The organism is Magnetococcales bacterium (genome assembly GCA_015228815.1).
GTDB lineage: Bacteria > Pseudomonadota > Magnetococcia > Magnetococcales > UBA8363 > UBA8363.
In genome coordinates, this window is the sequence record JADGCV010000008.1 from 1 (window position 1) to 25823 (window position 25823).

Genomic DNA, 25823 nt, shown 5'->3' on the forward strand with positions numbered 1-25823 from the left:
CGGGTCCATTTATTGAAAGAAAAACACGCGCCCTTTCACCCGAAGCAAGATTCCCGCAAAAGACGCTCCGAGGCTTCGCCCCGGACCCCACCAGGGGCTTTGCCCCTGGACCCCACCAGGGGGATAATCCCCCTGGACCCGTATTATTCTTTTTGGAGCCACACTTTCGTGTCCAATGACCAAACCGCCCGCGACAAAGCCCTGGCCCTGGACGAAGAGTTCCGCGACATCCCCCAGGAAGTACGCAACGTCCTGCATCCGGTACGGATGACAGGCGCGGAACACTTTCAATTCCGTTGCCATCCCGGCATCGATTGTTTCAATGCCTGTTGTCGCAATATTGAAATCATCCTGACCCCCTATGATCTGATCCGGATCCGCCGCCGTTTGGGGCTTGATGTGGAAAGTTTTCTCTTTCAATACGCCACCCCGTTCACCCTGACCAAGGGACAGTTGCCAGTACCCTTGATCCGGATGGATCCCAAGACCGGGCAATGCCCCTTCAATGGACCGGAAGGATGCAACATCTACAGCGACCGTCCCGTCGCCTGCCGTTACTACCCCATCGGCATGGCGCTGATGCACAAACAGGAGACAACAAACGAGGATGAGTTTTTCTTTCTCATCAAGGAAGAGTTCTGTCACGGTCATCGTGAATCCAGGGATTGGACCATCCAGGAATGGCGGGCGGATCAGGGATCGGATGGTTATGACATCCAAAACCGGGGATGGATGGAATTCATCCTCAAACGGCGTTCCGCGGGTGATGGCGTTGCCACAGCCTTGCAACTTTCGGAATTCTTCTATATGGCCAGCACCAACCCGGATGCCTTTCGCCGGTTCGTGTTCGATTCCAGTTTTCTCAAACGGTTTGAAGTGGATCCCGAAACGGAACGGTCGATCCGGGAAGACGACCTGGCCCTGACCGATTTTGCCTTTTCCTGGCTCAAGAGTGTTCTTTTCGGCGACGATGCGGTCAAGGTCAAACCCGATGCCATACAAGAACTCAAGAAAAAGAAAAACAAACCGTAAACTGGCTCAACATGGAGTTGCCCTCGAAAGTCATGTACCGTGTCACCGAAACAACAGGAACACAGGAACGAGGAACGTTTGTCCCAGAAGGTTTTGTTTTCTTGATGCCGCCAGAGTTTTTCCCATGCTGATCCGTCCCAGTGGTCTCTTCATCGACGGTCACCGGATATTGACCCTGCGTTATGCCTACCATGGTCACGACCGTTTTAATCTTCCCGGCGGCGGACAGGAGGGAAAGGAAACCGTGATCGATACCCTCCATCGTGAGTTTCTGGAAGAACTCGGAGTCAACATTGGGGTGGGAGACCTGCTGTTTACCTGCGAAACCCTGGTTCAGGAACGCCACCTGCTGCACCTTGTCTTTCAAATCACCCGCATCTCCGGAATCCCCCATTGCATCCCCACCGCCACCAGCGCCCACGATGTAGCTTGGCTTCCCATCCAGGAGCTGTCCCGCGATACCCTTTATCCCGCCATTGGACCTGAGATCAGGTCATCCCTTCTCCCCGAAAAACGTCATCCGGTCCATTTGGGACGACTGGTCCAATCCTGGTTCTGATTCCGCTTCCTGCACATCGAATCCTGCCTCCCTCATGCCAGGAATCGGGTAAAATCCGACTTCAATCCCCTCTTTCCCGGCTTCATTTTTCTTCATAAAAAAATACGATAACAAATCAATAAAATTTTCATTTTGCTTTTTTTTCCGCCATCATTCAATTAACGCAATCCAGAATTGTAAAATCCACGTTAAAGCCGTGCCACGTCCAAACCATCACAAACGGATGCGATTTTCTTAACATTTTGTAATTTCGTGTAAAAAACTGACCCATCCCTGGAAACGCCATGCCTTGGGGAAGGAATGGATTTGAAATGAAGAAAAATACATGAGAAATAATGAGAAGAGATCATCAGCATATGATCGACTTCTTAAATTTATAGTGTCAAATATAGGATTGACTTATCCCCGGTTCATCATCTATTCATCAAACACTATAGGATCCAGATGGGAAATAGTGAGCGGACTTCATTGACTTGAAATGATTTTATGAAAGTGACCGCCAGTACCGTCACCACGGTGGAAAGAAGGAAGACGGGACAGGGGTCGTAACCGAATCGGCGCACCATGCACTCTGGAGGAAACCATGGCGGTAATCAGAAACATTTTTGCGATGTTGGGTTTGGTGACCTTGTTGGGAGGGGCCTACGCCTTTGTCCGCATCGCCCCGATCATGGCCGAATTCGACCCTGGGTACATGGAAATCTATCAGGATTTTGCCACCAAGCTGTTGACCACGAAAGATCCGGGCGAAGCGATGATGTGGACGGTTCCCGTCGAGGATCCGGCGCTGAAGGTGGAAGATGTCAAGGAATCGCTCAAGAGTCTGGCTGTCCAGAATAATTTTCTCTTTGTCGGTGAATCGCTTTTCTACAAGCAGGTGGAAGCGGTCACGGGACAACCGTATCGGCATATCTCCTTCTTGAGTTTTTGCGATGCCAAGGTGGGCAAGATGATGGCTGATTACAGGAACGCCTATACAGGTTTCATGCCGTGCCGCATCTCGGTCGTCGAAGACAAGAATGGCAAACTTTGGCTTTATTCCATGAACCTGGACATGATGATCCATGGCGGAAAAAAGCTGCCGGATGAATTGAGAAACGAGGCTTTGCGGGTTCGCAACGTCATTTGGAAGATGCTGCATGGAGCGGCAAAGGGTGAATTTTAATCAGGCTTTCAGGGTGGGGAGCGGAGGAGGATCTGTTTTCTCTCCGTGGGGATCATCGACAATCGGGTTTCATCAAAGGTGTCATTGGAGGAAATTATGCATCGAAAAAAAGTCCACATGCTGGCACTGGTCAGCGGGATCATGGCGGGAGGTTTTCTGATGGGGACGACCGCTTCGGCTGCCGAAGGGGGCGCGACCGCCGCCATGTTGGCCAATACCTGTGCCGGATGCCATGGCACGGATGGAATCTCCGGGGGCCCATCGATGCCGACCATCGCCGGATTTCCCGCGAATCATCTTAAAACCCTCATGGGTGAGTTCAAGGATGGGACCCGTCCTTCGACGATCATGGGACGTCTGGCCAAGGGTTATTCCACCGAGGAAATCGCCCTGATTGCCGACTTTTTCTCCAAGAAGAAATGGGCAAGCGCACAAAGCCACGCCAATTCCAAACACGCAACCGCCATCGACCCCGCCCTGGCCGCCAAGGGTGAAAAGGTGACCGCCGATGCCAAATGCGACAAGTGTCATGAAGACGCCGGCGCCTTCCAGGACGAAGATACCCCCCGGGTCGCCGGACAATGGCTCGATTACCTGATCATCAAGATGCAGGATTACAAGAATCCGGCGATGAAGGTTCCGCAAGAGAAAAAGATGGAAACGGCCATGGAGAAACTTTCCCTGGAAGATCTGATCGCCGTTTCCCACTTTTACGCCTCCAAGAAGTAACCGGTCGAGAGGAGAGGATTGTCATGTCGATGTTGAATCGTAGAACCTTCGTCAAACTGTCCGGCGCCGCGGCCCTGGTAGGGCTCTCCGGCACGACGGTCTCCCGTACCGGATTTGCCGCCGACAAGGGACGGGTGGTGGTCATCGGTGGCGGCTATGGTGGTTCCATTGTCGCCAAGTATATTCGCATGGCCGACCCCGCCATCGAGGTTACCCTGATCGAACGGAACCCCAACTATTATTCCTGCCCGCTCTCCAACTGGGTCGTCGCCGGTTTCCGCGACATCGAGGTCCAGAAATGGGGCTACGAGGGATTGAAAAACCATGGGGTCAAAGTGGTCCATGAAGAGGCCACCGAAATCGATCCCGCCACCAAGACGGTCACCACCAAGGGGGGAACGAAGTTCAAGTATGATCGCCTGGTCGTCAGCCCTGGAGTCGGTTTCAAGCCGGTCGAGGGCTATGATGCCGAAGCGCTCGAAAAAATGCCCCATGCCTGGAATGCGGGTCCACAGACCGTCCTCCTCAACAAGCAGTTGTCGGCGATGCGCGATGGCGATCCCTTCATCATGATCGCCCCCCCCGACCCGTTCCGCTGCCCCCCCGGACCCTACGAACGGGCCAGCCTCGTTGCCCACTTCCTGATGAAGAACAAACCCAAATCAAAGGTGCTCATCCTTGATCCCAAGGACAAGTTTTCCAAGATGGGTCTGTTCACGGCAGGGTGGACCAAGTTGTACGGCTACGGCACCGACAAGAGCAAGATCGAACTGGTTCCCGGCGGCGAAGGGGGCAAGGTGACCCGGGTCGATGCCAAAACCATGACCGTCTATACCGAAATGTCGGAATTCAAATCGAGTTGCATCAACGTCATTCCGCCACAGAAAGCCAATGCCATCGCCGAAGCGGCCAAATTGACCGATGAATCGGGCTGGTGTCCCATCAACTTCGATACGTTCGAATCGAAACTGCACAAGGACATCCACGTCATCGGTGACGCGAGCGCCGCCACCGGACTGCCCAAGTCGGGCTATGCCGCCAACTCCGAAGCCAAGGTCTGCGCCGCCGCCATCGTCGCCCTCCTCAACGGACAGAAACCGGGCGAACCTTCCTTTGTCAATACCTGCTACAGCATGCTGAGCCCGACCTACGGAATCTCGGTCGCGGCTGTGTACAAATTGCAGGAAGGAAAAATCAAGGAGGTGGGTGGAGGTCTGTCCGCCGCCGATGCGTCCGATGCCGTCCGGCAGCAGGAAGCCCTCTACAATGAAAGCTGGTATCAGAGCATCATGGCCGATACCTTTTCCTGATGCTTCCCCGGTTGCATGGATCGGGAAACATCCGCTGATCGACGGGCGGGGTCGTGTTCATGCCCCGCCCTTTTTTTTCCAAAGTTCCGTCGATTCACCGCAAAACCATCCACAGGTTCACCGATGACCTCCGCGTTTACCTTTTTTTGCCGTCAATCGCCTTCGGTTCCAAAGAGTTTGTCCTTGCCATTGGCCTGGGGCATTGTGTACGCTCACGGCGATTGAGGAAATATTTCAGGATCATTCGATTGAACCAATTCGCGACTTTTTTCCACGAGGATTAACAAACCATGGGATTGATCAAAAATCTTTGGGCACTGCTGAGCCGTCCCCATCAAAAAATTGCCTTGGGTCTCCTTCTGGGCGTCGGTTTCCTGGGAGGAGTCGTTTTTTTCCTGGTTTTTCATTTCACCATGAATGCCACCAACAGCATGGATATCTGCATTTCGTGCCATGAGATGGACGGGGTCTACGAGGAATACAAGGAAAGCAAGCACTACACGAGCCGGTCGGGGGTTCGCGCCACCTGTTCCGACTGCCATGTCCCCAATGGCAAAACCTTTGGCGACTACATCGACAAATTTCTCGCCAAACTGACCATCGGTTCCAAGGATATTTATCATCATCTGATCGGTACCTATCCCACCCGCGAGGCCTTCGAGAAAGATCGCTGGCATCTGGCGCAGAATGTGTTGGCGAACATGAGGGAACGGGATTCCAAGGAATGCCGCCACTGTCACTCGTTTGACGCCATGGACATGGAGGAACAGGAAAAATCGGCGGCGCGCAAGCACAAGAGGGTCATGGAAAGCGCCGACAAGACCTGTGTCGATTGCCATTCCGGCATTGTACACAAGGAACCCAAGGAACCTGAAAAGGAAAAACCAACGGAAAAAACCCCGGACAAACCGGAGGTCAAATCCGAAACCTCTCCGGCACAGGCCGCCGATTCCGGCTCGGGATCCAAATGATGCCGAACGCTGCCGTGGCATGTCTGGAGGTGGTTGTTTCGATCGGTCCTTAAGGTTTGGAGTACTTCTTCAAATCCCAAACTCATTTGGATGATGGACGGACGGATCGCGATCATACCGACGATGCGATTGATTCTTAACTCTTTTGGAGAGCCGAGCATGGAAAACAAGGATATTCTGGCGATGAACCGCAGGGGATTTTTCCGGTCCGTTGGCGCGGCAGGGGTTGCCGCGGCCATGGGCGGGACCTTGGCGGGTCTTCCGAAAAATGCCTCAGCCAATATCGACGCCCTGATCGCGGAACAGGTTGGCCCGGGGACCGTTACCATGGACAAGGTTGTTGTCGATACCCCGGACAAAGCGGAAAACGGCGCCATGGTACGGGTTCCCATTGTCGTCAACCACCCCATGGAAGCCAACAACTACATCGAAAAAGTGTTTGTCTTCGTCGATGACAATCCCAAACCGTTTGTCGCCAGCTACGCCTTCATTCCCGAAAGCGGTCAGGTCAACGTCGAATTTCGGCTGAAAATGGCCAAGACCTCCACCCTTCGCGTCGTTGCCAAAAGCAATACCGGTTCTCTCTACGGCTTTGCCAAAAAGGTCGAGGTCGCCGAGGGGGGCTGCGCCGGTTGACCGGCACATGAATCCATCCTGACCATCGAATTCACTACCGTATTGGAGGACCCATCATGACCATCGGCAGCCCAAAAGTTCGCGTACCCAAGGACCCCGTGAAAAAAGGGGATCTGGTGATCATCAAGACCATGATCCAACATCCCATGGAAAGCGGCTTGCGCAAGGACAAGGATTCAGGCGAAGTCATTCCGGCGCACCACATCGTCAGCGTCAAAGCGGTCTACGGCGGAAAGACCGTCCTGGATGCCGTCTGGACCGGCGCCGTCTCCAAGAACCCCTATTTGGGCTTTCATCTGAAAGCCGACAAGACCGGTCCGGTCGAAGTCATTTGGAAGGATGACAAGGGGCAGGAATTCAAGGCATCCGAAACCATCACCGTCGCCTGATCACAAGCACGGTAAAAAGAGAAGCTCTTGGCGCCATGAATCACATCCATGGTCGCCAAAACCTTCAAACAGATGCCGGGGGAGAACTCTCCCCCGGTCCCGCGCAAAAGTCACACCTCGCAATAACGGTCATGCGCGACCCGCCTCGTGATGGTCGATCGTCTCCCCTTCTCGTCCAATCCATAAAAGTATTGCATAAATGTTTGTCGTTGCTGTAAGATGCGCAATCGTTTCAACGCTTTCAACCTGATCCAGGTCATCACATGTCTCTCACAAAACTCGACTTGGCCAATGCCGTATACCGCAACCTTGGTCTGTCCCGTTCGGACGCCGCCATCATGGTCGATGAAGTCTTCGAATTGATCCGACACCAACTGGAATCAGGTGAGACCGTCAAACTTCCGGGATTTGGCAATTTTCAGGTACGACAAAAAAACGCACGACGGGGCAGAAATCCAAAGTCGGGGGAAGAGGTCGAAATTTCGGCGCGCAAGGTCGTCACTTTCAAACCATCCGCCATTCTTCGCAAGAGGGTCAACAACGCTTGATCCTGTCCAGGACTTGTTTCATGGACGGCATTTTTTTTTGCGCGGAAGATGCGCAAAAAAAAATCCCAAGGATGACATAAGATTGATTTTCCACGCGCCATTTTACCCGAAGCGAATTTCTGCGGTTTTTGCGAAAATTTGCTTCGGGTGAAATGGCGCGTGAAAAAAAAATCAAAACCCTGGGGGCAATCCCCAAGACCCCTTTTTTCTTTCAATAATTCAACAATTGCGCACGGAAGGTACCTCGGCTTCTCCGACAACTTTGGCCAATTGCAACGCCACCCTCTGAACCACCGATCCCCAATCAGCAAAATCGACCTGCCGAAACAAACGCAACGTCGGATACCAGGGACTGTCCTCCCGTTCCTGAAGCCAGCGCCAGTCGGCAACCTTGGGCAGGAGTACCCAGGCCGGTCGCCCCAACGCTCCCGTCAAATGCGCTACCGCCGTATCGACCGTAATGACCAGATCCAGGGATGCGATGACCGCGGCGGTATCGAAAAAATCGGACAAATCGGCACTGAAATCGATCCCATGGACACACCCGGAAAAAACAACCCGTTCCCGCTCGGTCAAACCCAGTTGCAAATTGACAAATCGGCATCCCTCGACCTCGAACAACCGTGACATCGTCTCCACCCCCATGGAACGATTACGGTCGTTGGAATGTCCCGGATTGCCACGCCAGACCAGGCCCACCGTCAATCCGGGCCAGGGCCCCAGACGTTGACGACACGCCGCAACCCGATCCGGATCCGCCACGACATAAGGAACCGTCGCCGGAATGGTGTCGTGGCGGGTCTGAAACAACAGGGGAAGACTGAGAATGGGGAGCCGATGATCACATTCCGGAATCAAATCGGGATCATCGGACAAAAAATCGATTCCAGGGACGGTCGCAAACAGCCGGGTCAGGGGACCGGGACAAAAAACCACGACCGTCGCTCCCAATTCCCGCACCATGAGCGCGTAGCGGATAAACTGGATGCTGTCGCCCATCCCCTGCTCGCAATGAATGAGAATGCGCCGTCCCCTGACCATTGCCAGATCGAGAAGCGGCGCCGCATGGCCGGCGATGCGGTAGGCCTGCATTTTCAAACGCCACTCACACAGTTGCCATCCACGTTCGAAATGACCGATGGCCAATCGTGCCATCCCTTCATTATAGTAGGCATCCGGATAATCGGGAGCCATCTCCTGAACCTTCATGAACAGGTCGATGGCTTGCAACAGGTGGTTCCGCTTGTAGTGCGCCACCCCCAGATTGTTCCAGGCTTCGTAATAATCGGGTTTCAGGGCAAGGGCCTGTTCATAACAGGCAGCCGATTCTTCCATGCGATTTTGATTTTGCCGGGCAACCCCCAGATTGTTCCAGGCCAGGACATGCCCGGGGGCATGTTCGATGGCCCGTTGAAACATCCGGACTGCCTCTTCGGTCTCGCCGCGGTCCAACAGGGCGACTCCCAGGTTGGTCAGGGCTTCATGATGATCGGGATCGAGTTCCAAGGCGCGACGATAGTTCGACATGGATTCGTCGAGTCGCCCCAATTCCTGAAGAACCGCCCCCAGGCTGTGGCAGGCAACGACATGATCGGCATCGATATCCAGGGCGCGACGAAACATCAGGGCCGCGTCTTCCTTCTGCCCGTCGTCCGACATCGCCCGTCCAAGGTTGACCAGGGCATCGACATAATCAGGCTTGATCCGAATCGCCTCGGCAAATCGTTCCATCCCCTCCGCCACCAGCCCCTGATGCACCAGAGCGCGCCCCAGATTATTGAGCGCCTCGGGAAATTGGGGAAGAAGATCAAGCGCCTGGCGATAATGATCGATCGCCTCATCCCGGCGCCCAAGTTCCTGAAGGGCGTTCCCGGCATTATTGAGAATCTGGGGCACGGGTCCAAGCAGGGCCAGCGCCTTCTGGAAATGGTCAAGAGCCTGCCGATAATTTCCCTGATCCTGAAGTGCCGCGCCCAGATTATTGTGCGCATTGGCGTACTCCGGCCTCAGAGCCAACGCCTTGAGATAGCTTGAGACCGCCTCATCGACCCGTCCCAATCCCTTGAGGGCGTTACCCAGGTTATTATGCACCTCCGGGCTTTGTTCCCCCACGTCGATGGCACGACGAATGAGAAAGGCGGCATCGTCCAGGCGGCCTTTGTGCAGGGCGACGACCCCCAACAAATGCAACGCTTCCCGATCGTTTGGATCGCCCCCAAGGAGTTGCAGGCAACCATGTCCCGCCTCATCCAGGCGACCCGCCCGAAAATGATCAAGCGCCTGATCCAGAATACGGGGTGACACGCCAGGACTCATGAACGGGCATCCGCAAAACAGGGTTGTTCGGAAGAAACGGGGGAATGAATCGGACGGGCAATCCATTCATGAAGGCATCCCTTGACCCGCGCCAGTACGCCCGCCCAATCTCCCGGCGTCGCTTGGCGAAACAGACGCATCGTCGGATACCAGGGACTCGTTTCCGTATCCAGAAGCCAACGCCAATCCGCCACTGCCGGCAACAGAAGCCATACCGGCCTGCCCATGGCCCCTGCCAGATGGGCAACGGCGGTATCCACCGCGATGACCACGTCCAAATGGGCAACCGCCAGGGCGGTATCGGCAAAATCATGCAGCCGACCTCCCAGATCGAGAAAATTGTCTCCGGCGACCATAAAAAGTTTCAGTTCGTCGGCGGTCGCGTCCTTCTGAAGTCCAATGAAAGAGCACCCTTCCAGATCAAGAAGCGTCGAAAAGAAACCCGGTGGCATGGAACGGTAACGATCCAGCAGATGCTTCGGATTGCCGCGCCAGACAAGGCCGATACGCAGCCTCTTTCGGAAAGGAAGGAAAAGTTCCCGGAACGCCGCCATTCCAGACGCATCCGCCGCCAGATAGGGGACGAAGGAAAGGGTATGCGGACGGATTCCAAAGAGGCAGGGAAGGCTCAACAAGGGAAGGTGCAGGTCATATTCCGCCATGGCCGGGGTCTCATCCACCACCAGGCAGTCAATCCCCGGCGCTGTGGAAAAAAGACGGGCCAAAGCGCCAGGACAGACCAGCGTCACCCGCATCGCCGCCTGTGCCAAAAACGTGACAAGGCGGATGAATTGAATGTTATCGCCAAACCCCTGCTCACAGTAGACCAGAACGCGCCCCCCCGGAACCAGGGAAAGCGCCCACGCTGGACGAAAAAACAGATGGTTGCGGTACCTGGCCATTCCCAGGCGCGATTCATAACCACGCCATCCCCGCTCGAAGTCGCCCCGGGTCAACCAGATCAACCCTTCATTATACCGGGCGTCGGCAAAATCGGGATTGATCCGGCACGCCAGTTGAAACCATTCCAGGGCCTCGTCGAGACGCCCCAGTTCCTGACACGCCAGGCCCAGATTGTTGGCCGCCGCGAAATAATCGGGTTTGAGGCGCAAAGCGTGGCGAAACTGTTCCATGGCGTCAAGAATCTGGCCTTCCTTGTGCCATGCAACCCCAAGATTGTTCACGGCCAGGGGGTATTCGGGACACTGTTGGAGCGCCAGTCGAAACTGCCGGGCCGCTTCGGCAAACGCGCCCCGCTCCAGCAACGCACTGCCGTAATTATTGTGCCCCTGACACACGTCGGGATGAACCCGAAGGGCATGGCGAAACTTTGCCTCCGCCAGGTCCCATTCCCCAAGGCGTTGCAGAACCATTCCCAGACAGGTCAGGGCATCGGAATGATCGGGAACCACGGCAAGCGCCCGTTCCAGATGGATGCGCGCCTCCGCCGTTCGTCCCAGGGAAAGCAACAAACGCCCCAGCGAGACCAGGGCAGGAATCCAGTCGGAATCGTAATCGAGCGCCCGGAGGAAAAATCGGATGGACTCGTCCGGTTCACCTGCATCGGCCAACCCCTGGGCCAGAATCGTCAGGGACACGACATGATCGGGCCGGATGCGCAGGGCCTCCAGGAGATATTGAAACCCCTCTTCGCTCCGTCCCTGGACCAGCAGGACCTGCCCCCATGCGGCCAGGGTATCGGGAGAACGTGGTTGTCCCGACAGCGCCAGACGAAAACATTCGATCGCCTGATCCATGTGTCCCTGATGGAAACGGGACCACCCCTGTTCGAGGAGTTCGCGTGTCGCGTCAGCGTCGCCGCACGGATTCATGACGCGCCCTTTTCTCTTTCACTATTTTTTCCGAAACCGGAACAAAAAAAGCGGCCTGGAAAAATTTTCCCCTGGCCGCCGTTCTTTTCATCCCCGGATTCGATGGTCGGGGCGAGAAGATTCGAACTTCCGACCCCTAGCACCCCATGCTAGTGCGCTACCAGGCTGCGCCACGCCCCGACATCGGCCCGAAGCGTAACCGAATCGTATCCGTTTGTCCAGAACTACCAGTCGTTTTGACAAGAAATCAGGCAAATCTTTTTATACGGAAACAGGCATGACGATTGCATGTTGAATTGTCGAGCGGCGCCGACAGCATCATGACAAACAACGCCGCCCCATCTTCGGAAAAAGGATCCCGGAACACACACCACGATTCCGGAATCGGACAGGAAGGAAAAAACACCATGGATATCGCCAGTGCCGCCAGCTACCTGATCGATCGCGCCGTTAAAATGGCCGCCGGTCTGCATCAACAACCCCGCGACAATACCGCCAAGCCGGCCAGCATCCGTACCGTGCGTGAAAAGGGATCGGACCGCTTGAACGAACCGACCCCCACATTTCGTTCCTCCTCGGCCTATCGGGTCTCGATTTCCAATGCGGGGCTGCAAAAGATGCAATTGAACAGCACGGCGGTATAAACCAGGTGACCGCTCGGCGACGCGCCATAGGGCAATTTTTTCCCATGGACCTGCGCTGTCCCCTTTTGCCACTGGGATACCGGCCCGAGGGATGGAAATCGCCCGTCATGCCCCATCAGATGAATGATCGGTCCTGGTCACCAGAAGGGGCGGAAGGTGGCGCCTTCGGGGTTGAACTTTCCCGATCCATCTCTTTCCGCACCCGATCCATCCACTGATCCAGGAGCCTTTTCGACTCATCGAGCATGTCGCGCGCCTTTTTTCCGACCTCGGGCGCGTTGTCCTCGTAGGCCCGCTTTCCGGCCCGGTTCAGGGCCTCCATCGCTTCGAGAAACAACGCTTTCGCTTCATCCAATGCCTCCTGTGTCGTCCCACCCTTTGGATCCTTGGGCGGGGCTTCGTCGGCTTGGGCAAGGTGGATCTGGATCGACAGGCAGGCGAACAATATCGTGGAAAAAACCTTCCTGAATAATTTCATAACTTAAAATCCATTCTCAGGTTGGAACAACATTTTTCACGGCCTGAAGGCATTTGATATTCCGAATGAGCCACAGTGTTTCACGACAAACTTTGCCGCGCCCGGATGAAGCCTTCTACACATTCCATCCCAGAAACACAACCTGTTCGCGCATGCAAGGATAGGCCAGGGCCTCTTCCATCACCATCTTCCGGTAGTCCGCTTCGTCAGCCCATTGCAGATCCAGAAATTCCCGGGTCAGACACGCCGGTTCGCCCTGCCAATGATCGCTCGAATAGAGGAAACTGATATGCGGATGTTCCAGATGCAACATGGGTTGCACCTGGATTCGTTCCCAGGAGAGCAGTTGCATGCCCGTCTCCTCCAGAACCTCGCGACACAGGGCCACCTCGGGCTCCTCCCCGTGATCCATATACCCCCCCGGAAAAGACCACTTTCCCCAACGATGATCGCGATAGGCCAGTTTCCCAAGCAGAATCCGCGGTCCATCCCGGTCCACTTTTCGATCGACCAGAATCACATGGGCCGAAACGGTGGCCAAAAGACGTCGTGTTTTCCCGGACGCGGGATCCTGGTTCACGGACATGATCGTCATCCATTGGGTTCGAAAACAATTTTCCAGTCGGTCCCCTTCTCGGGACGCCAATATTGGGTCATCGGCACCCCATGCCGCGCCGAATCCGAGGTTTGCCATTCGCCCCAGATCACCACCATCATCGACTCGTCGCCAGGATACCCCATCAAACCCGGATCCAGCAAATCGACCCGCCCGTCGAGCAAAAGATTCCAGGCCGCTCCATCATCCATCCGCGGCGTCCCCCGATAGCTGGATGAATAGTGCCGCAAGATTCCTTCCCCCTTTTTCTGGATCCAGTCGTCGCGCCAGCGATTGACCCGTTGCAGCATCTGCTCGCGACGCTGCCACCATGCCTTTGGCTCCAACCATTCGATACGCTCGGTCAGGATCACCGGGTTGTCCACAAGCAACGATTTTCCCAGGTCACTGAAGTCAGGATTGGTCAATACCACACAACCATCGCTCGCACGCGGAGGCCGACTGTAGGTATCCGTGGGAGAACCATGCAACCATATGCCACTGCCCGTCCGCTGATGAAGCTGGTCCCAGGCATTGGGGTAATCCAGAGGAAACGCGCCCACACCATAGAACGGCGGCAAAGTGTCGTCTCCCATCCGACCGGTGACATGATAGAATCCGATCGGAGTTTTCTTGTCCCCCTCCAACGTTTTGCCGCTCCCCTCCTTGCCAATGGCGATATAATAGTCCGCCACCTTTTCCGGAATGCTTTGCCAATTGCGGAACAGATACAGTCGGGAACGGGAGAAATCGACAATGACAACGTGAGAATAGCGGGCCGGAATGCGGAGAACTTCCCCAGGTAGGGCGTTCGTGGCGGGACGCCGTTCGCTGTCCCATCGAACCCGGGCCTCCGCGAGAAGATCGGCCAGTTCCTTGTCCCGGTCCACCACCCCGGCGCCGAATCGGTCAACCCCTCCCGCACGGCGCAACAGCAGGTCCCCCAGAACCACATTGGCCAGGCGAAAATCGGGACGCATGGTCAGCAGGCGGCGGATCGTGGACTCCGCCTCGTCAAGACGGTTGCGCCCGATCAGCTCGAGACCTTGAATCAGGAGCCGTTCAAGAGGGTTTCCATCGGTCGTCCGATCATCGGACACCCGACCACTGCGCCTGGAAACATCCATTGCATCCGTCGCGGCCAGCCCAGGAACATTGAAGAAAACCACGACGCAAACCGACAGCGACGCCATCCAATGCCAAAAGCTATCCCCCGGAACTTTCCCGCACGATTTTCCAGCGGCCATTTTCCAAAACCATGGAAAGGGTTTTCCTGACCGTGTCCTTGTAACTGGGGGACCGATAGTCCTGTTTGAACGTCGCCTGCGCACGACCCGGATTGAGAATGGTAACCTTGAGATCGGAAATGTCGATCGAAATCGACCCGCCCGACTGGCCGATGACCTGACTGCGCCGTGCCTCCCAGACGGCACGACTGGTGAACGGGGCCGGAACCTGAAACCGGACCGCATAGGCATCCAGATAACCGCGGGTATTCTTCTCGGACCAATCCCTGGCCCATTGTTCGATACTGCGCCCGATCTCCCCCTTGATCTGGACTGCGGGGTCTTCGGGTTGGGCCGGGGGGGCCGGGGGGGCCGGAGGGTCGGGGGCGGCAGCGGGAGATTCAGGGACGACCATGGCGGACGGAATCTCCGGAGAAGCAGGGGAAGAATCCTGTTTCACATCGGCGGAGACTTCATTTCCCTGTTGGGCAAACAGTTTGCGGATCAGATCGAGTTTCGTCTGCGCCGCACGATTCTGGGCATCGAGGGACAAGGCCTTGCTGTAGGCCTGGGAGGCCATCTTGGAGTAGATGTCGCCCAGGTTTTCATGGGCCGTGGCATAGCTCGGATGGGTCCGGATCGCCTTTTTCAACGATTCGCTCGCCTCTTCATACATTCCCTTTTCGGCATAGAGGACCGCCAGATTGTTGTACGGTTCGGGCAGATTGGGATGATCGGCGGAAAGGCTCTTGAAAACGGCGATGGCCTCATCGGGCCGCTTTTGTTCGGTCAGGATCAACCCTTTGAGAAACCGTCCCTGGGCGTCCTTGGGATTCTTCCGCAGATACCCTTCCAGCCGATTCATCGCCTCGGGAAACCGCTTCTGATCCGCCAAGGCGTAGATGTCATCGATTTCGGCAGCCGCCAAAGCGGTCCAGGATCCCAACCACAACAAAAAACCAAGGAGAAAAAATACGGTACGCATCATGAAAAGAAATCCGGTATCCAATGGCCGTGACCTTGGTCCATGGCAGACCAGCATCGCCTGCACTCGACCCCGCATCGACTCCAACAATCCCGAAAAAACCGGTTTCCCACCGTGACATCGACCACACCCCGCACCGGAGAAACCTTGACTCTTTTTCACTGGCGCAGCGCCTTGCGCCGCGTTTGCAGATAGGCGTCCCGCACCGCCACATAGGGGTCCAGGGCCGCCTTCTTGAGATCTTCGTATTCCCCAAGCCTGAGCGAGGTTTCGTTCAGATGTCGATAGCCCTGAATGCCACCACGGACCCAGATTTCGCTCGGAACGTACCCCAACGGATTGAGAAAGGCATCACCAGCCAGACCCACGGTATCGCGCAGGTTGGAAGGGCCGATCAAAGGCCAGTTGATGTAGACGCCATCGCCAATTCCATAGGTCCCCAGCGTCTGCCCGGTATCCTCGTCACCCGATTTAAGTTGAAACATCTGGTCGGCTGCATCGTGAAATCCCAGTACCCCGACGGTGGAATTGATCAGAAAACGGAACAACTCCCGCCCCGCCACATCACTCTTCCGTTGCAACAGGGCGTTGACGAAATGGGTCGGCATCGCCAAATTGTGGAAGAAATTACGTACCGCCGCACGAACAACCTCCGGCGCCACGGCGGCATAGACATGGGCCAGAGGCTTGATCACCACCGTGTAGACCATGTCGTTGATCACGAACATCGCCCGGTTGAACGGTTCCAGTGGATCGGAGATGGTTTCCTGGGATTCCTGGAATTCCATGTCATCGACCGTGTCCATGGAATCCCCCGTCCCCATCCCTGGACCGGCCCCTCCGGCCTGGACCGCCATCGCGGAGGAGCCAACGGAAGCCCCCATCGTCGCCGCAGTCCCCGGATCGGCGCCACCCGTCGCCAGTGATTCCGACGCCAAAAACAACGCAAGAAAAAAGATTATCGGGAAACGTAACGACATCGCGATCCTCTTTATTGTATCGGGTCCCAGGGGAACCCACGGTTCATCCGCCTTCCGTCCCGCGGACGATCGGGCCTGGGAAACGAAAAGCCGCCACCGGAAAGGCTCATTCAGGCGCCTTGTCAACCACACGATGATGAGCGATAATCCGACTGAATGCAATGATCGCGATGGACATCGTCGCAAAGGCGCCCCTGCCGGATATCGGCGCCGCAAAAACCATGTCGATGCCCGTCACGACCGGTCCGGGTCGCCATGACACTCCGGCGGAATCGATTTCACCGACGGACTTGCGTTGGCCTTCGAAACCAAGGTCGATTCATCAATGAAAATCCACTCTCGACATAAAAACAAATCGTGGTAGGAAAATTGTCAAGTTTATCGACCGATCCTTCAGGAATTCGCCCCGGGCGCCTCCTCGTCCTCCTCCAGGAACTGGGACGAGGGACCCTCGACTTCACCCTCGAAACAGGACGGATGTTTCTTTTTTTCCTGCGCACCCTTGCCGTCATCCCCGCCCCCCCGTGGCGCTGGCGCGACCTGCTCGTACAGATTCACTTCATCGGCGTCCGCTCCCTGTTCGTGATCGGACTGACCGCCATATTCGCCGGCATGGTTCTGGCGCTCCAGGGATTTTACACCTTGAGCCGCTTCGGTTCGGAAGCGCTCCTGGGACCCGCCGTGGCCCTGTCGATGATCCGGGAACTGGGGCCGGTCCTTTCCGGTCTCATGATCACCGGACGCGCCGGTTCGGCCATGGCGGCGGAACTGGGAATCATGCGCATCCGCGAACAGATCGATGCCCTGGAAGTGATGGGAATCCCCCCCATCCATTTTCTGGCGGTCCCCCGTTTCCTGGCAGGGCTCGTCGTTCTGCCACTCCTGACGGTCATCTTCGATGTCGTCGGCATTTTCGGCGGCTACCTGGTATCCGTGCAACTTCTGGGCCTGAGCGCCGGTACCTATTTTGGGGGAATCGAATCGGCAGTATCCATGCACGACATCCACACCGGTCTCATCAAGTCCCTCTGTTTCGGCCTGATCATCGCGTGCGTCTGTTCCTTCAAGGGATTTTTCGCCCGCCGAGGGGCCGAAGGGGTCAGTCATGCCACGACCTCGGCCGTCGTCCAAAGTTCCGTTCTGATCCTCGTCAGCGATTATTTCATCACCGCCATCATGCTCTAGGATCGTCCAGTGACCGCCCCGTCCCGTCATCAACCCACCTTTGGCCTCGGCCCCAAACCACTAGGGCAACGGCTCCTGGCCGCCGGCTGCATCACCCCGAAGCAACTCGATGAAGCCCTGGCCGCCCAATCCGCGATTGATCCCGGCGACATCAATCACCTTATCGGACGCACCCTGGTCGCATTGGGACACCTTTCCCCCGCGAGACTCCGTTCCTGCCTGACGGAACTCTTCGCCGAGGAATGCCGTGAATACCGTGCCAATCCCCACGTTCCTCCCATCATTTCCATGAAGGGGGTCGAAAAACGACTTGATGGCCGTGCGGTTCTCGATGGCATCGACATCGATATTCCCAAAAACCACGTTACCGCCATTCTCGGCATCAGCGGCGGCGGCAAAAGCGTCACCCTCAAACATTTCGTCGGCCTGATGCGTCCGGACCGCGGTACCGTCACCATCGACGGCAAAAACATCGAAGCGATGGCCCCACGTGACCTGCAAAACATCCGTCGCCGCATCAGCCTGTTGTTCCAGGGGGGCGCACTGTTCGATTCCCTCGACGTATTCGACAACATCGCTTTTCCTCTTCGGGAAACCTCCACGATGTCCGAAGCGGAAATTCAGGGAAGGGTCACCCGGGCCCTCGAAGCGGTCAACCTGGCGGGAATGGAACGAAAATTTCCCGACGAACTCAGTGGCGGCATGAACAAACGGGTTGCCCTCGCGCGTGCGCTGATCACGCAACCCGAAATCATCCTCCTCGACGAACCGACCGCGGGCCTCGACCCGATCATCGAAAATGCCATTCACCACCTCGTTTGCGATACCTTCATGCGCACCAGAACGACGATGGTCCTCATTTCCCACGCCATTCCCGCCATCTTCAAATGGTGTCATCATGCGATTGTCCTTCATCAGGGCAAGGTTCGCGCTTCGGGCCCGACACTGGCCATTCAGGAATCCGACGATCCGATCATCCGCCAGTTCATCCATGGCGATGTCGATGGTCCAGTCACCGTCCTGTAACCGCCATGGTACCAATCTCGACCAACGTTCAACCAAGAAAGGATCCTCCATCATGAAAGAGGGCAAACTGGAACTGTCCGTTGGCGTGTTTGTCCTGATTGGATTACTCTGTCTGGGATGGCTTTCGATCAAACTGGCACGCATGGAACTGGTGGGCGGCAATCATGTCCCGATCTGGGCCAAGTTTTCCTCGGTGTCTGGCCTCAAATCGGGAGCCACCATCGAAATTGCCGGCGTTTCCGTTGGCCGGGTCGATCAAATCATCCTGGATACGGAGGACTATGAGGCCAAGGTTCGGCTCCTCATCCAACCCGAGGTCCCGATCCAGGACGATGCCATCGCTTCCATCCGCACCAAAGGATTGATCGGTGACCGTTATGTCAGCATCAGTCCCGGTGGGTCGAACACTCTGCTCAAGGAAAACGATACCCTCGTGCAAACCGAACCGGCAATCAATTTTGAAGAGTTGATCAGCCAGTTCGTTCATGGCAGCATCTGATGGTACCATCCAAAAGACCGACATCCACCCATGGATCCCATCATCTCAACACAAAATTCGGAGACCTCCACACAATGAGGCGTCATCATCGTTTCATGGGCCTTTCCGCCCTTCTCCTCCTCTTCTTCCTTGCCTTTTCTGTGTCGGCCTCCCCGACGACCCCTTCCGCCGCCATGACACGTCTGGAACAAACCGTTCGCCGCGCCTTGGCCATCCTTCAGGACCCCACCTACATCGGCGCGGAACAACGGGACAACAAACGCAGGATGCTTCAGGAGATCATCTATCCCGCCTTCGATTTTCAACGGATGGCCCAGGGGGCAGTCGGCGTTCCCTGGAAAAAATTCACCCCCCAGCAACAAGAACGGTTTGCCCTGGCCTTTCGCACCATGCTGGAAAACACCTATTTCAACATGATCGAACGCTACAGCGGCGAGGAGGTCACCTTCACCAACGAAGTCCCCCTCTCCAATCAGGTTCTGAGGATCGACAGCATCGTCGCCGCCAAGGGGCAGAAATATGACATGTCCTATCGAATGTATCCCAAAGGGGATGAATGGTTGGTCTTCGACATCATCATCGAAGGGGTCAGCGTCATATCCAATTATCGTTCCCAATTCAAACAACTGCTGCAATCCGCCAATCCCGACATCGAGGGATTGCTGACGAAGATACAGGAAAAAAACAAGGAAAACAGCAAGGAAACAAAATTTTGACCCCCTGGGACCACACCATCGCCCGGCCAGCCGATCATGTGTTTTCGAACGTCCCGGACTTTATCAGGACTCCCGATCCACCACCCCGGACTCGATGTCCCATCATCGGATTGGGGTGGACTGGCGCTGGCGGCCCACGCCTCATCCCCTGGGCCGCTGTTCGCGACATCGGTCCGGCATCTTTTCACCTTTCTGGTGTTCACTTTTCTTGTCGGAGGTTGCTCCCTTTTCGAAGATCAAGGAAAACCGATCGACGCGGACGATCCCCGTCTGCATGACATCGAACACGTCAAACCGATTCTGCCGGCAAAGTTGAACCGGCATGTTCACATCAAAAACATCTCCTACCCGATCCAAGGTCGTTCCGTGGCGGGATTGAACGAGGCCATGCAACGGGGGTCCCCCTGCAAGGCCTCGATTCTTCATCACGAATCGGAACAATCGATCGCCTGCACCCAATCCCGATTTTCACTGGTTCTCAATGATGCCTCGCCAGAACATGTGACCGGTTTGTGCCGCTCGGAAAGTTTTCAGGTGCGGTTGCGAATCACCCTGACCCTGCCCGAATGGACCAATCCCGAAGAAGGGGCGCACGGGATGGTGGATGCCTGGGCGTTTTTTCATCGGGCATTGACGCGCCATGAAGAAGGGCATGCCCACATCGCCATTCGCGAATTCATCGAATTTGAACAGGCGGTCGATGACGCCTTTGCAGAGCTGCCCGAGAACGCCTGTGCCGACAAGCAACGAATCTTTGTCAGGCTCTGGAAGATTTTCTTCGACAAGATTGTCGCCCGTAACCGGGAATACGACCGCAGGACGGCACATGGAGTCAATAATGGGACCTCTTTTTATTGAAGATCATCGAACGTCGAGTTTTTTATTGATGCGATAAACATACGCCAGGACCTCGGCCACGGCGCGGTAGAGTTGCGGTGGAATGGTCTGCCCCACGGGAATCTTTCCCAGTACTGCCACCAGGTCGGGGTCCTCCATGAGGGTCACTCCGGCATCCTCCGCCTTTTTCATGATGATTTCGGCAATGCGTCCCCGTCCCGAGGCGGTCACCCTTGGAGAAGAATCCTTGCCACGCTGGTAACGCAATGCCACTGCCTGCCTGCGGCTCAAGGGATTGTCGTTTTTCTCTTCCGCCATCGATCCGTCACACCTCGACTGAAAACCCATCCCCCAATTCAAGGATGGCCTGCCGTTCTTCCTGAAGCATTGCCCGGGTCATGAGCGACAAATCCAGGGACCGAAGGGGAAGTTCCGCCGCGATCAGAGCCTGCCGCAATTGGCGGATCTCTTCGCGCAGGACGGAAAGCGATTCTTCCTCCTCCGCCTTCAAGGCGATCCGTAACGTATTTTCGGCCAGGGAAAGATGGGCCTGAATCGCCCCCAGGCGCGTCAGGTTCAGAGTGACCAGAACCGAGGTCTCCTCTTTTTCCCCCCCCTCCCCACCCGATCCGCCTTTCCGACGGCGACGCCAGATCAATTCTCCCAGGCCCCGGTCATCCAGCCAGAACACGCGGTACCCGAGGAACGGATCACCATCCGGACCCGGCGTGGTCCGGGGCAGAATCTCCTGCATGGCCAAAAGATCGCCCAGGCGGGTCAATGTCTGCCGCGCCGCGGCGAGTTCCTGTTCACCCGGTCCCCGTCCCGTCACCGGGTCGGCAACAGGTTGCAAATCCAGGGCGGCCTGGCGCAATTGCCGCACCATTTCGGAAACCTCTTTCCCCCCGCGAAGCAACTGCATCAATTCGCCCAGGTCCCCTTTGCCCAGGGCCTCGAAGGAAAAATTGGGCAATACCCGCTGCATGAGGGCTGCCAGGCTCTCCCCCTTGCCCGTCGCGAACAGGGAATGCGGCGTTCCGCCCTGACGCAAAGTTGCAAACAAGGATGAAAGTGCCGTTCCCTCCCGGGTCACGGCGCCCGTCGCATCCAAACCGGAAAGATGCATCAACCGCGCAAACAGGTCGGGAAGACGCATCAGACTTTGTTCCATGTCCGAAGCCATCCGTTGCGCCATTCCCGAGTCGCTCCCCAGGAGTCGAAGCGTCACCTGGGGTTGCAACTGCACCACCTCCAGACGAACCTGCTCCCCCGCCTTGAGCGCCTGCCCCCCAGAAAAGAAAAAACCACTGCCATCGGTCAGTCGCAGCACCCCTTCACCACGACCATTGATCTCACTGATGCGTCCCGCCACGACTGCCCCCTGGGTCAGCGACGAAGATGGGAGCGCGGTCCCCGGCGCATCGACCGGCTTGTTGACGGATTGAACCCAATTTCCGGAGATGAACATTGCCTTGCCCCAATCGTCTGGATGAAAGGACGGACTTCCAGTTCCCGGTGCGGCGGTCCATCAGGTGACAATAAATCATTTTCAGAGGTCGGAAAAACAAATCACCAAAAAAAAGAGGGATCCTGGTGCAATCCCCCGGACCCCTCTTTCTTTTTCAATATCCTCCCCGACATCCAGCCTTTGCCCCCTTCAGGAGGGCTTGTTGGCGATCCGCTTCAACAGACTCACCTCTTCCACCGTCAATCCGGTCTCCTGGATGACCCGTTCTTCATCCACATTGTTGGCCAAAAGCAGTCGGGCCTCGCGATAGGTATTGGATTTCGCGGCATCATCGCCATCCCCCCCGGACCGTCCCCCACCCATGCCCATGTTGAGCGTCCCCATGGAACGGTGCAGTTGGTTGATTTCTCCCTGAATGGCATTCAGATCGTCGCGAAACGCTTTGGGCAGTTTGTCCATGGCATCAAGCAGTTCGGTGCCCAACAGTTGCAACCGCCTGTTCAACTCCAACGCCGGATTTTCATCGTTTTCCACGGGTTCCCTGGTGGCCATTTCACGGCCCAGACGGGCGATTTCCTCGCGCAATGCCCGCACCTGTCCAAAAACCAGGGTCAGCCCCAGATACAGGATGAAAAAACAGGCGACGACGATGATGTTCCAGTATGTCATGGCTATTTCTTGCCGAGAACCCGCCGCATTTTGGCCCGCATTCTGAGGGCCGCCTTCGAGTGCAATTGGGAAATACGAGATTCGGTCAACCCCAGGGCCTCGCCAATTTCGCACATGGTCAGTTCTTCATAATAATAAAGGGTCAGGACCAGACGTTCTTTTTCCGGCAGACTTTCGATCGCTTGGCTCATGGCCAGACGCATTTCGCGCAAACCGATCGATTCGAGTGGATCTTCGACATCAGGATCCGCCAAAACCTCAAGAATATCCCATTCATCGTCTTCCAGGGAAGGGCGAATATCTTCAAACGACAGAATCGAGATCCCACGAACCGCGTCGAGTTGCTGATAAAACTCATTGACGCTGATTTGCAGACGCTCCGCCACCTCCGCATCCTCCGCAGGGCGTCCCAGTTCCCCTTCCAGCTGCTGATAGACGGTCTGGATATGGCTGGCCACCTGGCGAACCGCCCGAGGGACCCAATCCATGGCGCGCAGTTCGTCCAGAATCGCCCCCCGAACCCTGAATTCGGCATAGGTCTGGAATTTGATGCCGCGATTGGGATCGAATTTGGCGACGGCATCGATCAATCCCATCACTCCGACCTGAATGAGGTCGTCCAGATCCACCGATTGTGGCAGTTTCATGGAAATGCGACTGGCGACGTATTTGACCATCGGGGCATACTTGATGATCACGTCATCCCGGGACATTCCCTCCCAGGATTCCGAACTTTCCCTGATGCGGCCGGCATCCATCGTGGGCATGGCCATGGGTGGTTTCCTTGCGAGATGAGAATTATTGCCGCCGCCCTTCGTTGAGCAACCGGCGCCAGAAAAAGATCATCCGCCCATCATCCTGGCGCTGACGCTGCCAAAGACGGCTGATGCTTTCGGAAAGTTCCTGAAACGATTGCGAGGCAGGCGCCTCGGGGAAACGTTCCGAAACCTGCTCCCCATTGCGGACCGACTGGGCCAGCAATGGATCGTACGGAATATAACCTGCAAACGTCAGGCCAATATTCAGATGGGTCCCGGCAACCGAGGAGATCCGACGGTAGACATCCCGTGCCTCATTCTGGGTCCGCGCCTGATTGACCACCAGATCGAACTGCGACACCCGGTGGGTGTTGAACATCACCTTCATCAAGGCGTAGGCATCGGCGATGCTTGCCGGGTCGGGCGTGGCCACGACCATGATCCGTTCCACCGCCAGGACAAAAAAACGCACGTTGGCCGAAATTCCAGCCCCGGTATCAACCAACACCACATCGAATTCGGCATTCCAATTGTCGATATGGTCCATCAGGGCCAATTTCTGCCCTTCGGTCAGGGTACTCAACTCCGCCACCCCCGAGGCGGCGGGAAGGACCGTAATGCCGAAGGGACCGGGAACCGCCACCTCGTCCAGGGTCATGTCCCCGAGCAGAACATCCTGTATCGTATGTTTTGGCGACAGGCGCAAGACCACGTCAATATTGGCCAGGCCCATGTCGGCGTCGATGATCAGAACCTTGAAGCCCTGGCGGGCATACTGGATCGCCAAATTGACGGTCAGTAACGTTTTTCCAACACCACCCTTGCCACTGGTCACCGCCAGCGTATGCGGCACCTTGCGCTCGGACGGAGCCCGATCCAGGGCGGAACGCCGCGAAGGTCCTCCCTGGCGCTCCCCCGATTTTTTCTTCCTGGCCAGTTCCTGGAGGGTCGCAACCTGGTTGTCCATTTCTTCCATAGAGTGTTACCTTCACCATTCAGGCGGTTGTTCTTCTTCAATCCTTGATGTTTTTGACGAAGATTGGACTCAATCGTTCATATTCTGTTCCCGGGTAAACCAGGAGGCCAAGGTTTTCGGGGCCATCCAGCCCAGATTTTCCGGAACTCTCTGACCATCGGTGTACATCGTCAATGGCAATCCCGATTTGATCGCCACATTGAGAATTCCGCCATAGGTGACGGTTTCGTCGAGCTTGGTGAAAATCAATCCGGTCGGATTGAGCACCGAAAAACGACGATGGATCGCATGCTGCTCCGATTCGCGTACATTGGCCGACATGCACAAGATCACTTCCCGGTCCTCCCCCATCACCGGCAGCAGGCCAGCGGTGGAATTGACCTGGCGCCGGTTGTACGGGCTCGAACCCACCGTATCGACCAGAACGAAATCGCAGCGGTTGAGTGAATGGAGTCCAGCCTTAACCTCCGACAGAGACCGGGCCACCACCAAACGCACCTGGAGCAGTTTGGCATAGGTTTCCAACTGTGCCACCGCCCCGACGCGGAAGGTATCGAGGGTCACCAAGCCCACCGACCGTTGGCGGTTGAGCATCAGATCGGCAGCAATCTTGGCCAGGGTCGTGGTCTTGCCGACCCCCGTCGGCCCTACCAGGGCCACCACCCGCGCCTTGCCGCTCAAGGGATCGCGAAACTGGAGGCTTCCCTTGAGCGCAGCCTCCATGCTGTTGCCCGATTCCCGGGAGCTGACGATGATCTTGCGAGCGATCGGTTCCTCCACCCCATGCATCAGAAGCCAGCTATAATTACGTTTGCTTTCGGGATCCAACGAGGCCAATTCATCCGATCCCACCGCCACCGACATCGCCGGGACCTGTTTTTCCAGGCTGCGCAACCCCTCCTTGATGGAATGCACGTCCGGTCCCGGGCGTCCCATTCCTTCCGTTCCCCGGACAGCCTCGCGTGCGCCTCCTCCTCCTCCTCCCTGGCCATATCCTCCCGGAAGACGCCCCCTGGAAACGGGCATCTCCACCGGATCATCCACCACCGCCGAAAACCGTCCCGACGTGTTCGGCGCCCGTGACTGCGATCCCGGATCCACACTGCCCCCGCCGCCCCTGGCGGCACTCGGACAGGCCGTCACCTCGATGAAGGTCTCACCCAGGGCCGACCCACCTTTGACCTTTTCCCGGACGCTGCGCGTAGTCAGGATCACCGCATCCTCTCCCAGTGCTTCCTTGACCAGATTCAAGGCTTCACGCATGTCCCGTGCTTTGAAGGTCGAAATATTCATT

General features: G+C 56.5%; 28 protein-coding genes and 1 tRNA gene. 15 read left to right on the forward strand and 14 right to left on the reverse strand.

From position 1 onward, the window contains the following. Nucleotides 1-168: 168 nt before the first annotated feature. From HQL76_04805 to HQL76_04845, 9 genes are all read left to right on the forward strand, one after another. A complete protein-coding gene (locus tag HQL76_04805; GenBank protein MBF0108474.1) occupies nucleotides 169-1032 on the forward strand; it encodes a YkgJ family cysteine cluster protein in 864 nt (287 codons plus the stop codon). Nucleotides 1033-1156: 124 nt separating this feature from the next. Further along, the gene (locus tag HQL76_04810; protein ID MBF0108475.1) at nucleotides 1157-1591 is read left to right on the forward strand and encodes an NUDIX domain-containing protein; all 435 of its coding nucleotides are present in this window, start codon (nucleotides 1157-1159) and stop codon (nucleotides 1589-1591) included. Nucleotides 1592-2174: 583 nt separating this feature from the next. Continuing rightward, the gene (locus HQL76_04815; protein ID MBF0108476.1) at nucleotides 2175-2756 is read left to right on the forward strand and encodes a DUF302 domain-containing protein; all 582 of its coding nucleotides are present in this window, start codon (nucleotides 2175-2177) and stop codon (nucleotides 2754-2756) included. Nucleotides 2757-2852: 96 nt separating this feature from the next. Continuing rightward, a complete protein-coding gene (locus tag HQL76_04820) occupies nucleotides 2853-3485 on the forward strand; it encodes a cytochrome C (GenBank protein ID MBF0108477.1) in 633 nt (210 codons plus the stop codon). Nucleotides 3486-3508: 23 nt separating this feature from the next. After that, nucleotides 3509-4795, forward strand: coding sequence for an FAD-dependent oxidoreductase (locus HQL76_04825; GenBank protein ID MBF0108478.1), 1287 nt, complete (start codon nucleotides 3509-3511; stop codon nucleotides 4793-4795). A gap of 290 nt (nucleotides 4796-5085) precedes the next feature. Next, on the forward strand, nucleotides 5086-5766 hold the full coding sequence (locus HQL76_04830; protein MBF0108479.1) for a NapC/NirT family cytochrome c: 681 nt from the start codon (nucleotides 5086-5088) through the stop codon (nucleotides 5764-5766). 159 nt (nucleotides 5767-5925) lie between these two features. Then, on the forward strand, nucleotides 5926-6402 hold the full coding sequence (locus HQL76_04835) for a thiosulfate oxidation carrier protein SoxY (protein MBF0108480.1): 477 nt from the start codon (nucleotides 5926-5928) through the stop codon (nucleotides 6400-6402). Nucleotides 6403-6458: 56 nt separating this feature from the next. Continuing rightward, entirely contained in the window at nucleotides 6459-6791 is a 333-nt protein-coding gene (gene soxZ / locus HQL76_04840) for a thiosulfate oxidation carrier complex protein SoxZ (GenBank protein MBF0108481.1), read from the forward strand. A gap of 263 nt (nucleotides 6792-7054) precedes the next feature. After that, nucleotides 7055-7339, forward strand: coding sequence for an integration host factor subunit alpha (locus HQL76_04845; GenBank protein MBF0108482.1), 285 nt, complete (start codon nucleotides 7055-7057; stop codon nucleotides 7337-7339). A gap of 219 nt (nucleotides 7340-7558) precedes the next feature. Here HQL76_04845 and HQL76_04850 read toward each other — a convergent pair whose 3' ends face one another. The 3 genes from HQL76_04850 to HQL76_04860 all read right to left on the reverse strand — a co-directional run bounded on the left by HQL76_04850 (nucleotide 7559) and on the right by HQL76_04860 (nucleotide 11667). Next, nucleotides 7559-9655, reverse strand: coding sequence for a tetratricopeptide repeat protein (locus HQL76_04850; protein ID MBF0108483.1), 2097 nt, complete (start codon nucleotides 9653-9655; stop codon nucleotides 7559-7561). Then, nucleotides 9652-11487: a tetratricopeptide repeat protein gene (locus HQL76_04855; GenBank protein ID MBF0108484.1), complete on the reverse strand. Its 1836-nt coding sequence runs from the start codon at nucleotides 11485-11487 to the stop codon at nucleotides 9652-9654. Before HQL76_04855 ends, HQL76_04850 begins: the two co-directional genes overlap by 4 nt. Before the next feature lie 103 nt (nucleotides 11488-11590). Next, a tRNA-Pro gene (locus tag HQL76_04860) sits at nucleotides 11591-11667 on the reverse strand. 227 nt (nucleotides 11668-11894) lie between these two features. Between HQL76_04860 and HQL76_04865 the strand changes: the two genes are divergently transcribed. Next, nucleotides 11895-12131, forward strand: coding sequence for a hypothetical protein (locus HQL76_04865; protein MBF0108485.1), 237 nt, complete (start codon nucleotides 11895-11897; stop codon nucleotides 12129-12131). 115 nt (nucleotides 12132-12246) lie between these two features. On the opposite strand, the gene HQL76_04870 is transcribed toward HQL76_04865, so the two are convergent. The 5 genes from HQL76_04870 to HQL76_04890 form a co-directional block, all read right to left on the reverse strand. Further along, the gene (locus tag HQL76_04870) at nucleotides 12247-12609 is read right to left on the reverse strand and encodes a hypothetical protein (GenBank protein ID MBF0108486.1); all 363 of its coding nucleotides are present in this window, start codon (nucleotides 12607-12609) and stop codon (nucleotides 12247-12249) included. 115 nt (nucleotides 12610-12724) lie between these two features. After that, entirely contained in the window at nucleotides 12725-13195 is a 471-nt protein-coding gene (locus HQL76_04875) for an NUDIX domain-containing protein (protein MBF0108487.1), read from the reverse strand. Nucleotides 13196-13200: 5 nt separating this feature from the next. Beyond that, nucleotides 13201-14397 (reverse strand): L,D-transpeptidase family protein, encoded by a 1197-nt coding sequence (locus HQL76_04880; GenBank protein ID MBF0108488.1) that lies wholly within the window; start codon nucleotides 14395-14397, stop codon nucleotides 13201-13203. A 13-nt stretch (nucleotides 14398-14410) separates the two neighbouring features. Beyond that, nucleotides 14411-15493 carry a tetratricopeptide repeat protein gene (locus HQL76_04885; GenBank protein ID MBF0108489.1) on the reverse strand — a complete coding sequence of 361 codons (1083 nt, stop codon included), beginning with the start codon at nucleotides 15491-15493 and terminating at the stop codon, nucleotides 14411-14413. A gap of 80 nt (nucleotides 15494-15573) precedes the next feature. Continuing rightward, on the reverse strand, nucleotides 15574-16395 hold the full coding sequence (locus tag HQL76_04890) for a VacJ family lipoprotein (GenBank protein ID MBF0108490.1): 822 nt from the start codon (nucleotides 16393-16395) through the stop codon (nucleotides 15574-15576). 477 nt (nucleotides 16396-16872) lie between these two features. On the opposite strand from HQL76_04890, the gene HQL76_04895 reads away from it, so the two are divergent. From HQL76_04895 to HQL76_04915, 5 genes are all read left to right on the forward strand, one after another. Next, on the forward strand, nucleotides 16873-17580 hold the full coding sequence (locus HQL76_04895; GenBank protein ID MBF0108491.1) for an ABC transporter permease: 708 nt from the start codon (nucleotides 16873-16875) through the stop codon (nucleotides 17578-17580). Nucleotides 17581-17868: 288 nt separating this feature from the next. Further along, nucleotides 17869-18606, forward strand: coding sequence for an ATP-binding cassette domain-containing protein (locus HQL76_04900; protein MBF0108492.1), 738 nt, complete (start codon nucleotides 17869-17871; stop codon nucleotides 18604-18606). Between the two features lie 52 nt (nucleotides 18607-18658). Then, on the forward strand, nucleotides 18659-19105 hold the full coding sequence (mlaD, locus tag HQL76_04905; GenBank protein ID MBF0108493.1) for an outer membrane lipid asymmetry maintenance protein MlaD: 447 nt from the start codon (nucleotides 18659-18661) through the stop codon (nucleotides 19103-19105). Between the two features lie 74 nt (nucleotides 19106-19179). Further along, a complete protein-coding gene (locus tag HQL76_04910) occupies nucleotides 19180-19821 on the forward strand; it encodes an ABC transporter substrate-binding protein (protein MBF0108494.1) in 642 nt (213 codons plus the stop codon). A 36-nt stretch (nucleotides 19822-19857) separates the two neighbouring features. Continuing rightward, nucleotides 19858-20679 carry a DUF922 domain-containing protein gene (locus HQL76_04915; protein MBF0108495.1) on the forward strand — a complete coding sequence of 274 codons (822 nt, stop codon included), beginning with the start codon at nucleotides 19858-19860 and terminating at the stop codon, nucleotides 20677-20679. A gap of 3 nt (nucleotides 20680-20682) precedes the next feature. On the opposite strand, the gene HQL76_04920 is transcribed toward HQL76_04915, so the two are convergent. The 6 genes from HQL76_04920 to flhF form a co-directional block, all read right to left on the reverse strand. Next, nucleotides 20683-20976, reverse strand: coding sequence for an EscU/YscU/HrcU family type III secretion system export apparatus switch protein (locus HQL76_04920; protein ID MBF0108496.1), 294 nt, complete (start codon nucleotides 20974-20976; stop codon nucleotides 20683-20685). A 7-nt stretch (nucleotides 20977-20983) separates the two neighbouring features. Beyond that, entirely contained in the window at nucleotides 20984-22126 is a 1143-nt protein-coding gene (locus tag HQL76_04925; protein MBF0108497.1) for a flagellar hook-length control protein FliK, read from the reverse strand. 189 nt (nucleotides 22127-22315) lie between these two features. Then, nucleotides 22316-22795: a hypothetical protein gene (locus tag HQL76_04930; protein ID MBF0108498.1), complete on the reverse strand. Its 480-nt coding sequence runs from the start codon at nucleotides 22793-22795 to the stop codon at nucleotides 22316-22318. 2 nt (nucleotides 22796-22797) lie between these two features. Next, nucleotides 22798-23553, reverse strand: a complete 756-nt coding sequence (locus tag HQL76_04935) for a FliA/WhiG family RNA polymerase sigma factor (GenBank protein ID MBF0108499.1) — start codon at nucleotides 23551-23553, stop codon at nucleotides 22798-22800. Nucleotides 23554-23593: 40 nt separating this feature from the next. Next, the gene (locus tag HQL76_04940; protein MBF0108500.1) at nucleotides 23594-24520 is read right to left on the reverse strand and encodes a MinD/ParA family protein; all 927 of its coding nucleotides are present in this window, start codon (nucleotides 24518-24520) and stop codon (nucleotides 23594-23596) included. A gap of 78 nt (nucleotides 24521-24598) precedes the next feature. Beyond that, nucleotides 24599-25822: a flagellar biosynthesis protein FlhF gene (gene flhF, locus HQL76_04945; protein MBF0108501.1), complete on the reverse strand. Its 1224-nt coding sequence runs from the start codon at nucleotides 25820-25822 to the stop codon at nucleotides 24599-24601. Nucleotide 25823: the final 1 nt, after the last annotated feature.

Coding starts and splice junctions, on each gene's coding strand:
- HQL76_04815 (MBF0108476.1), top strand. CDS start 2,175: ATGGCGGTAATCAGAAACATTTTTGCGATGTTGGGTTTGGTGACCTTG.
- HQL76_04910 (MBF0108494.1), top strand. CDS start 19,180: ATGAGGCGTCATCATCGTTTCATGGGCCTTTCCGCCCTTCTCCTCCTC.
- HQL76_04845 (MBF0108482.1), top strand. CDS start 7,055: ATGTCTCTCACAAAACTCGACTTGGCCAATGCCGTATACCGCAACCTT.
- HQL76_04885 (MBF0108489.1), bottom strand. CDS start 15,493: ATGCGGGGTCGAGTGCAGGCGATGCTGGTCTGCCATGGACCAAGGTCA.
- flhF (MBF0108501.1), bottom strand. CDS start 25,822: ATGAATATTTCGACCTTCAAAGCACGGGACATGCGTGAAGCCTTGAAT.
- HQL76_04870 (MBF0108486.1), bottom strand. CDS start 12,609: ATGAAATTATTCAGGAAGGTTTTTTCCACGATATTGTTCGCCTGCCTG.
- HQL76_04825 (MBF0108478.1), top strand. CDS start 3,509: ATGTCGATGTTGAATCGTAGAACCTTCGTCAAACTGTCCGGCGCCGCG.
- HQL76_04865 (MBF0108485.1), top strand. CDS start 11,895: ATGGATATCGCCAGTGCCGCCAGCTACCTGATCGATCGCGCCGTTAAA.
- HQL76_04890 (MBF0108490.1), bottom strand. CDS start 16,395: ATGTCGTTACGTTTCCCGATAATCTTTTTTCTTGCGTTGTTTTTGGCG.
- HQL76_04875 (MBF0108487.1), bottom strand. CDS start 13,195: ATGTCCGTGAACCAGGATCCCGCGTCCGGGAAAACACGACGTCTTTTG.
- HQL76_04820 (MBF0108477.1), top strand. CDS start 2,853: ATGCATCGAAAAAAAGTCCACATGCTGGCACTGGTCAGCGGGATCATG.
- soxZ (MBF0108481.1), top strand. CDS start 6,459: ATGACCATCGGCAGCCCAAAAGTTCGCGTACCCAAGGACCCCGTGAAA.
- HQL76_04835 (MBF0108480.1), top strand. CDS start 5,926: ATGGAAAACAAGGATATTCTGGCGATGAACCGCAGGGGATTTTTCCGG.
- HQL76_04940 (MBF0108500.1), bottom strand. CDS start 24,520: ATGGACAACCAGGTTGCGACCCTCCAGGAACTGGCCAGGAAGAAAAAA.
- HQL76_04880 (MBF0108488.1), bottom strand. CDS start 14,397: ATGGCGTCGCTGTCGGTTTGCGTCGTGGTTTTCTTCAATGTTCCTGGG.
- HQL76_04935 (MBF0108499.1), bottom strand. CDS start 23,553: ATGGATGCCGGCCGCATCAGGGAAAGTTCGGAATCCTGGGAGGGAATG.
- HQL76_04915 (MBF0108495.1), top strand. CDS start 19,858: ATGTGTTTTCGAACGTCCCGGACTTTATCAGGACTCCCGATCCACCAC.
- HQL76_04930 (MBF0108498.1), bottom strand. CDS start 22,795: ATGACATACTGGAACATCATCGTCGTCGCCTGTTTTTTCATCCTGTAT.
- HQL76_04895 (MBF0108491.1), top strand. CDS start 16,873: ATGTTTCTTTTTTTCCTGCGCACCCTTGCCGTCATCCCCGCCCCCCCG.
- HQL76_04855 (MBF0108484.1), bottom strand. CDS start 11,487: ATGAATCCGTGCGGCGACGCTGACGCGACACGCGAACTCCTCGAACAG.
- HQL76_04900 (MBF0108492.1), top strand. CDS start 17,869: ATGAAGGGGGTCGAAAAACGACTTGATGGCCGTGCGGTTCTCGATGGC.
- mlaD (MBF0108493.1), top strand. CDS start 18,659: ATGAAAGAGGGCAAACTGGAACTGTCCGTTGGCGTGTTTGTCCTGATT.
- HQL76_04925 (MBF0108497.1), bottom strand. CDS start 22,126: ATGTTCATCTCCGGAAATTGGGTTCAATCCGTCAACAAGCCGGTCGAT.
- HQL76_04850 (MBF0108483.1), bottom strand. CDS start 9,655: ATGAGTCCTGGCGTGTCACCCCGTATTCTGGATCAGGCGCTTGATCAT.
- HQL76_04920 (MBF0108496.1), bottom strand. CDS start 20,976: ATGGCGGAAGAGAAAAACGACAATCCCTTGAGCCGCAGGCAGGCAGTG.
- HQL76_04830 (MBF0108479.1), top strand. CDS start 5,086: ATGGGATTGATCAAAAATCTTTGGGCACTGCTGAGCCGTCCCCATCAA.
- HQL76_04810 (MBF0108475.1), top strand. CDS start 1,157: ATGCTGATCCGTCCCAGTGGTCTCTTCATCGACGGTCACCGGATATTG.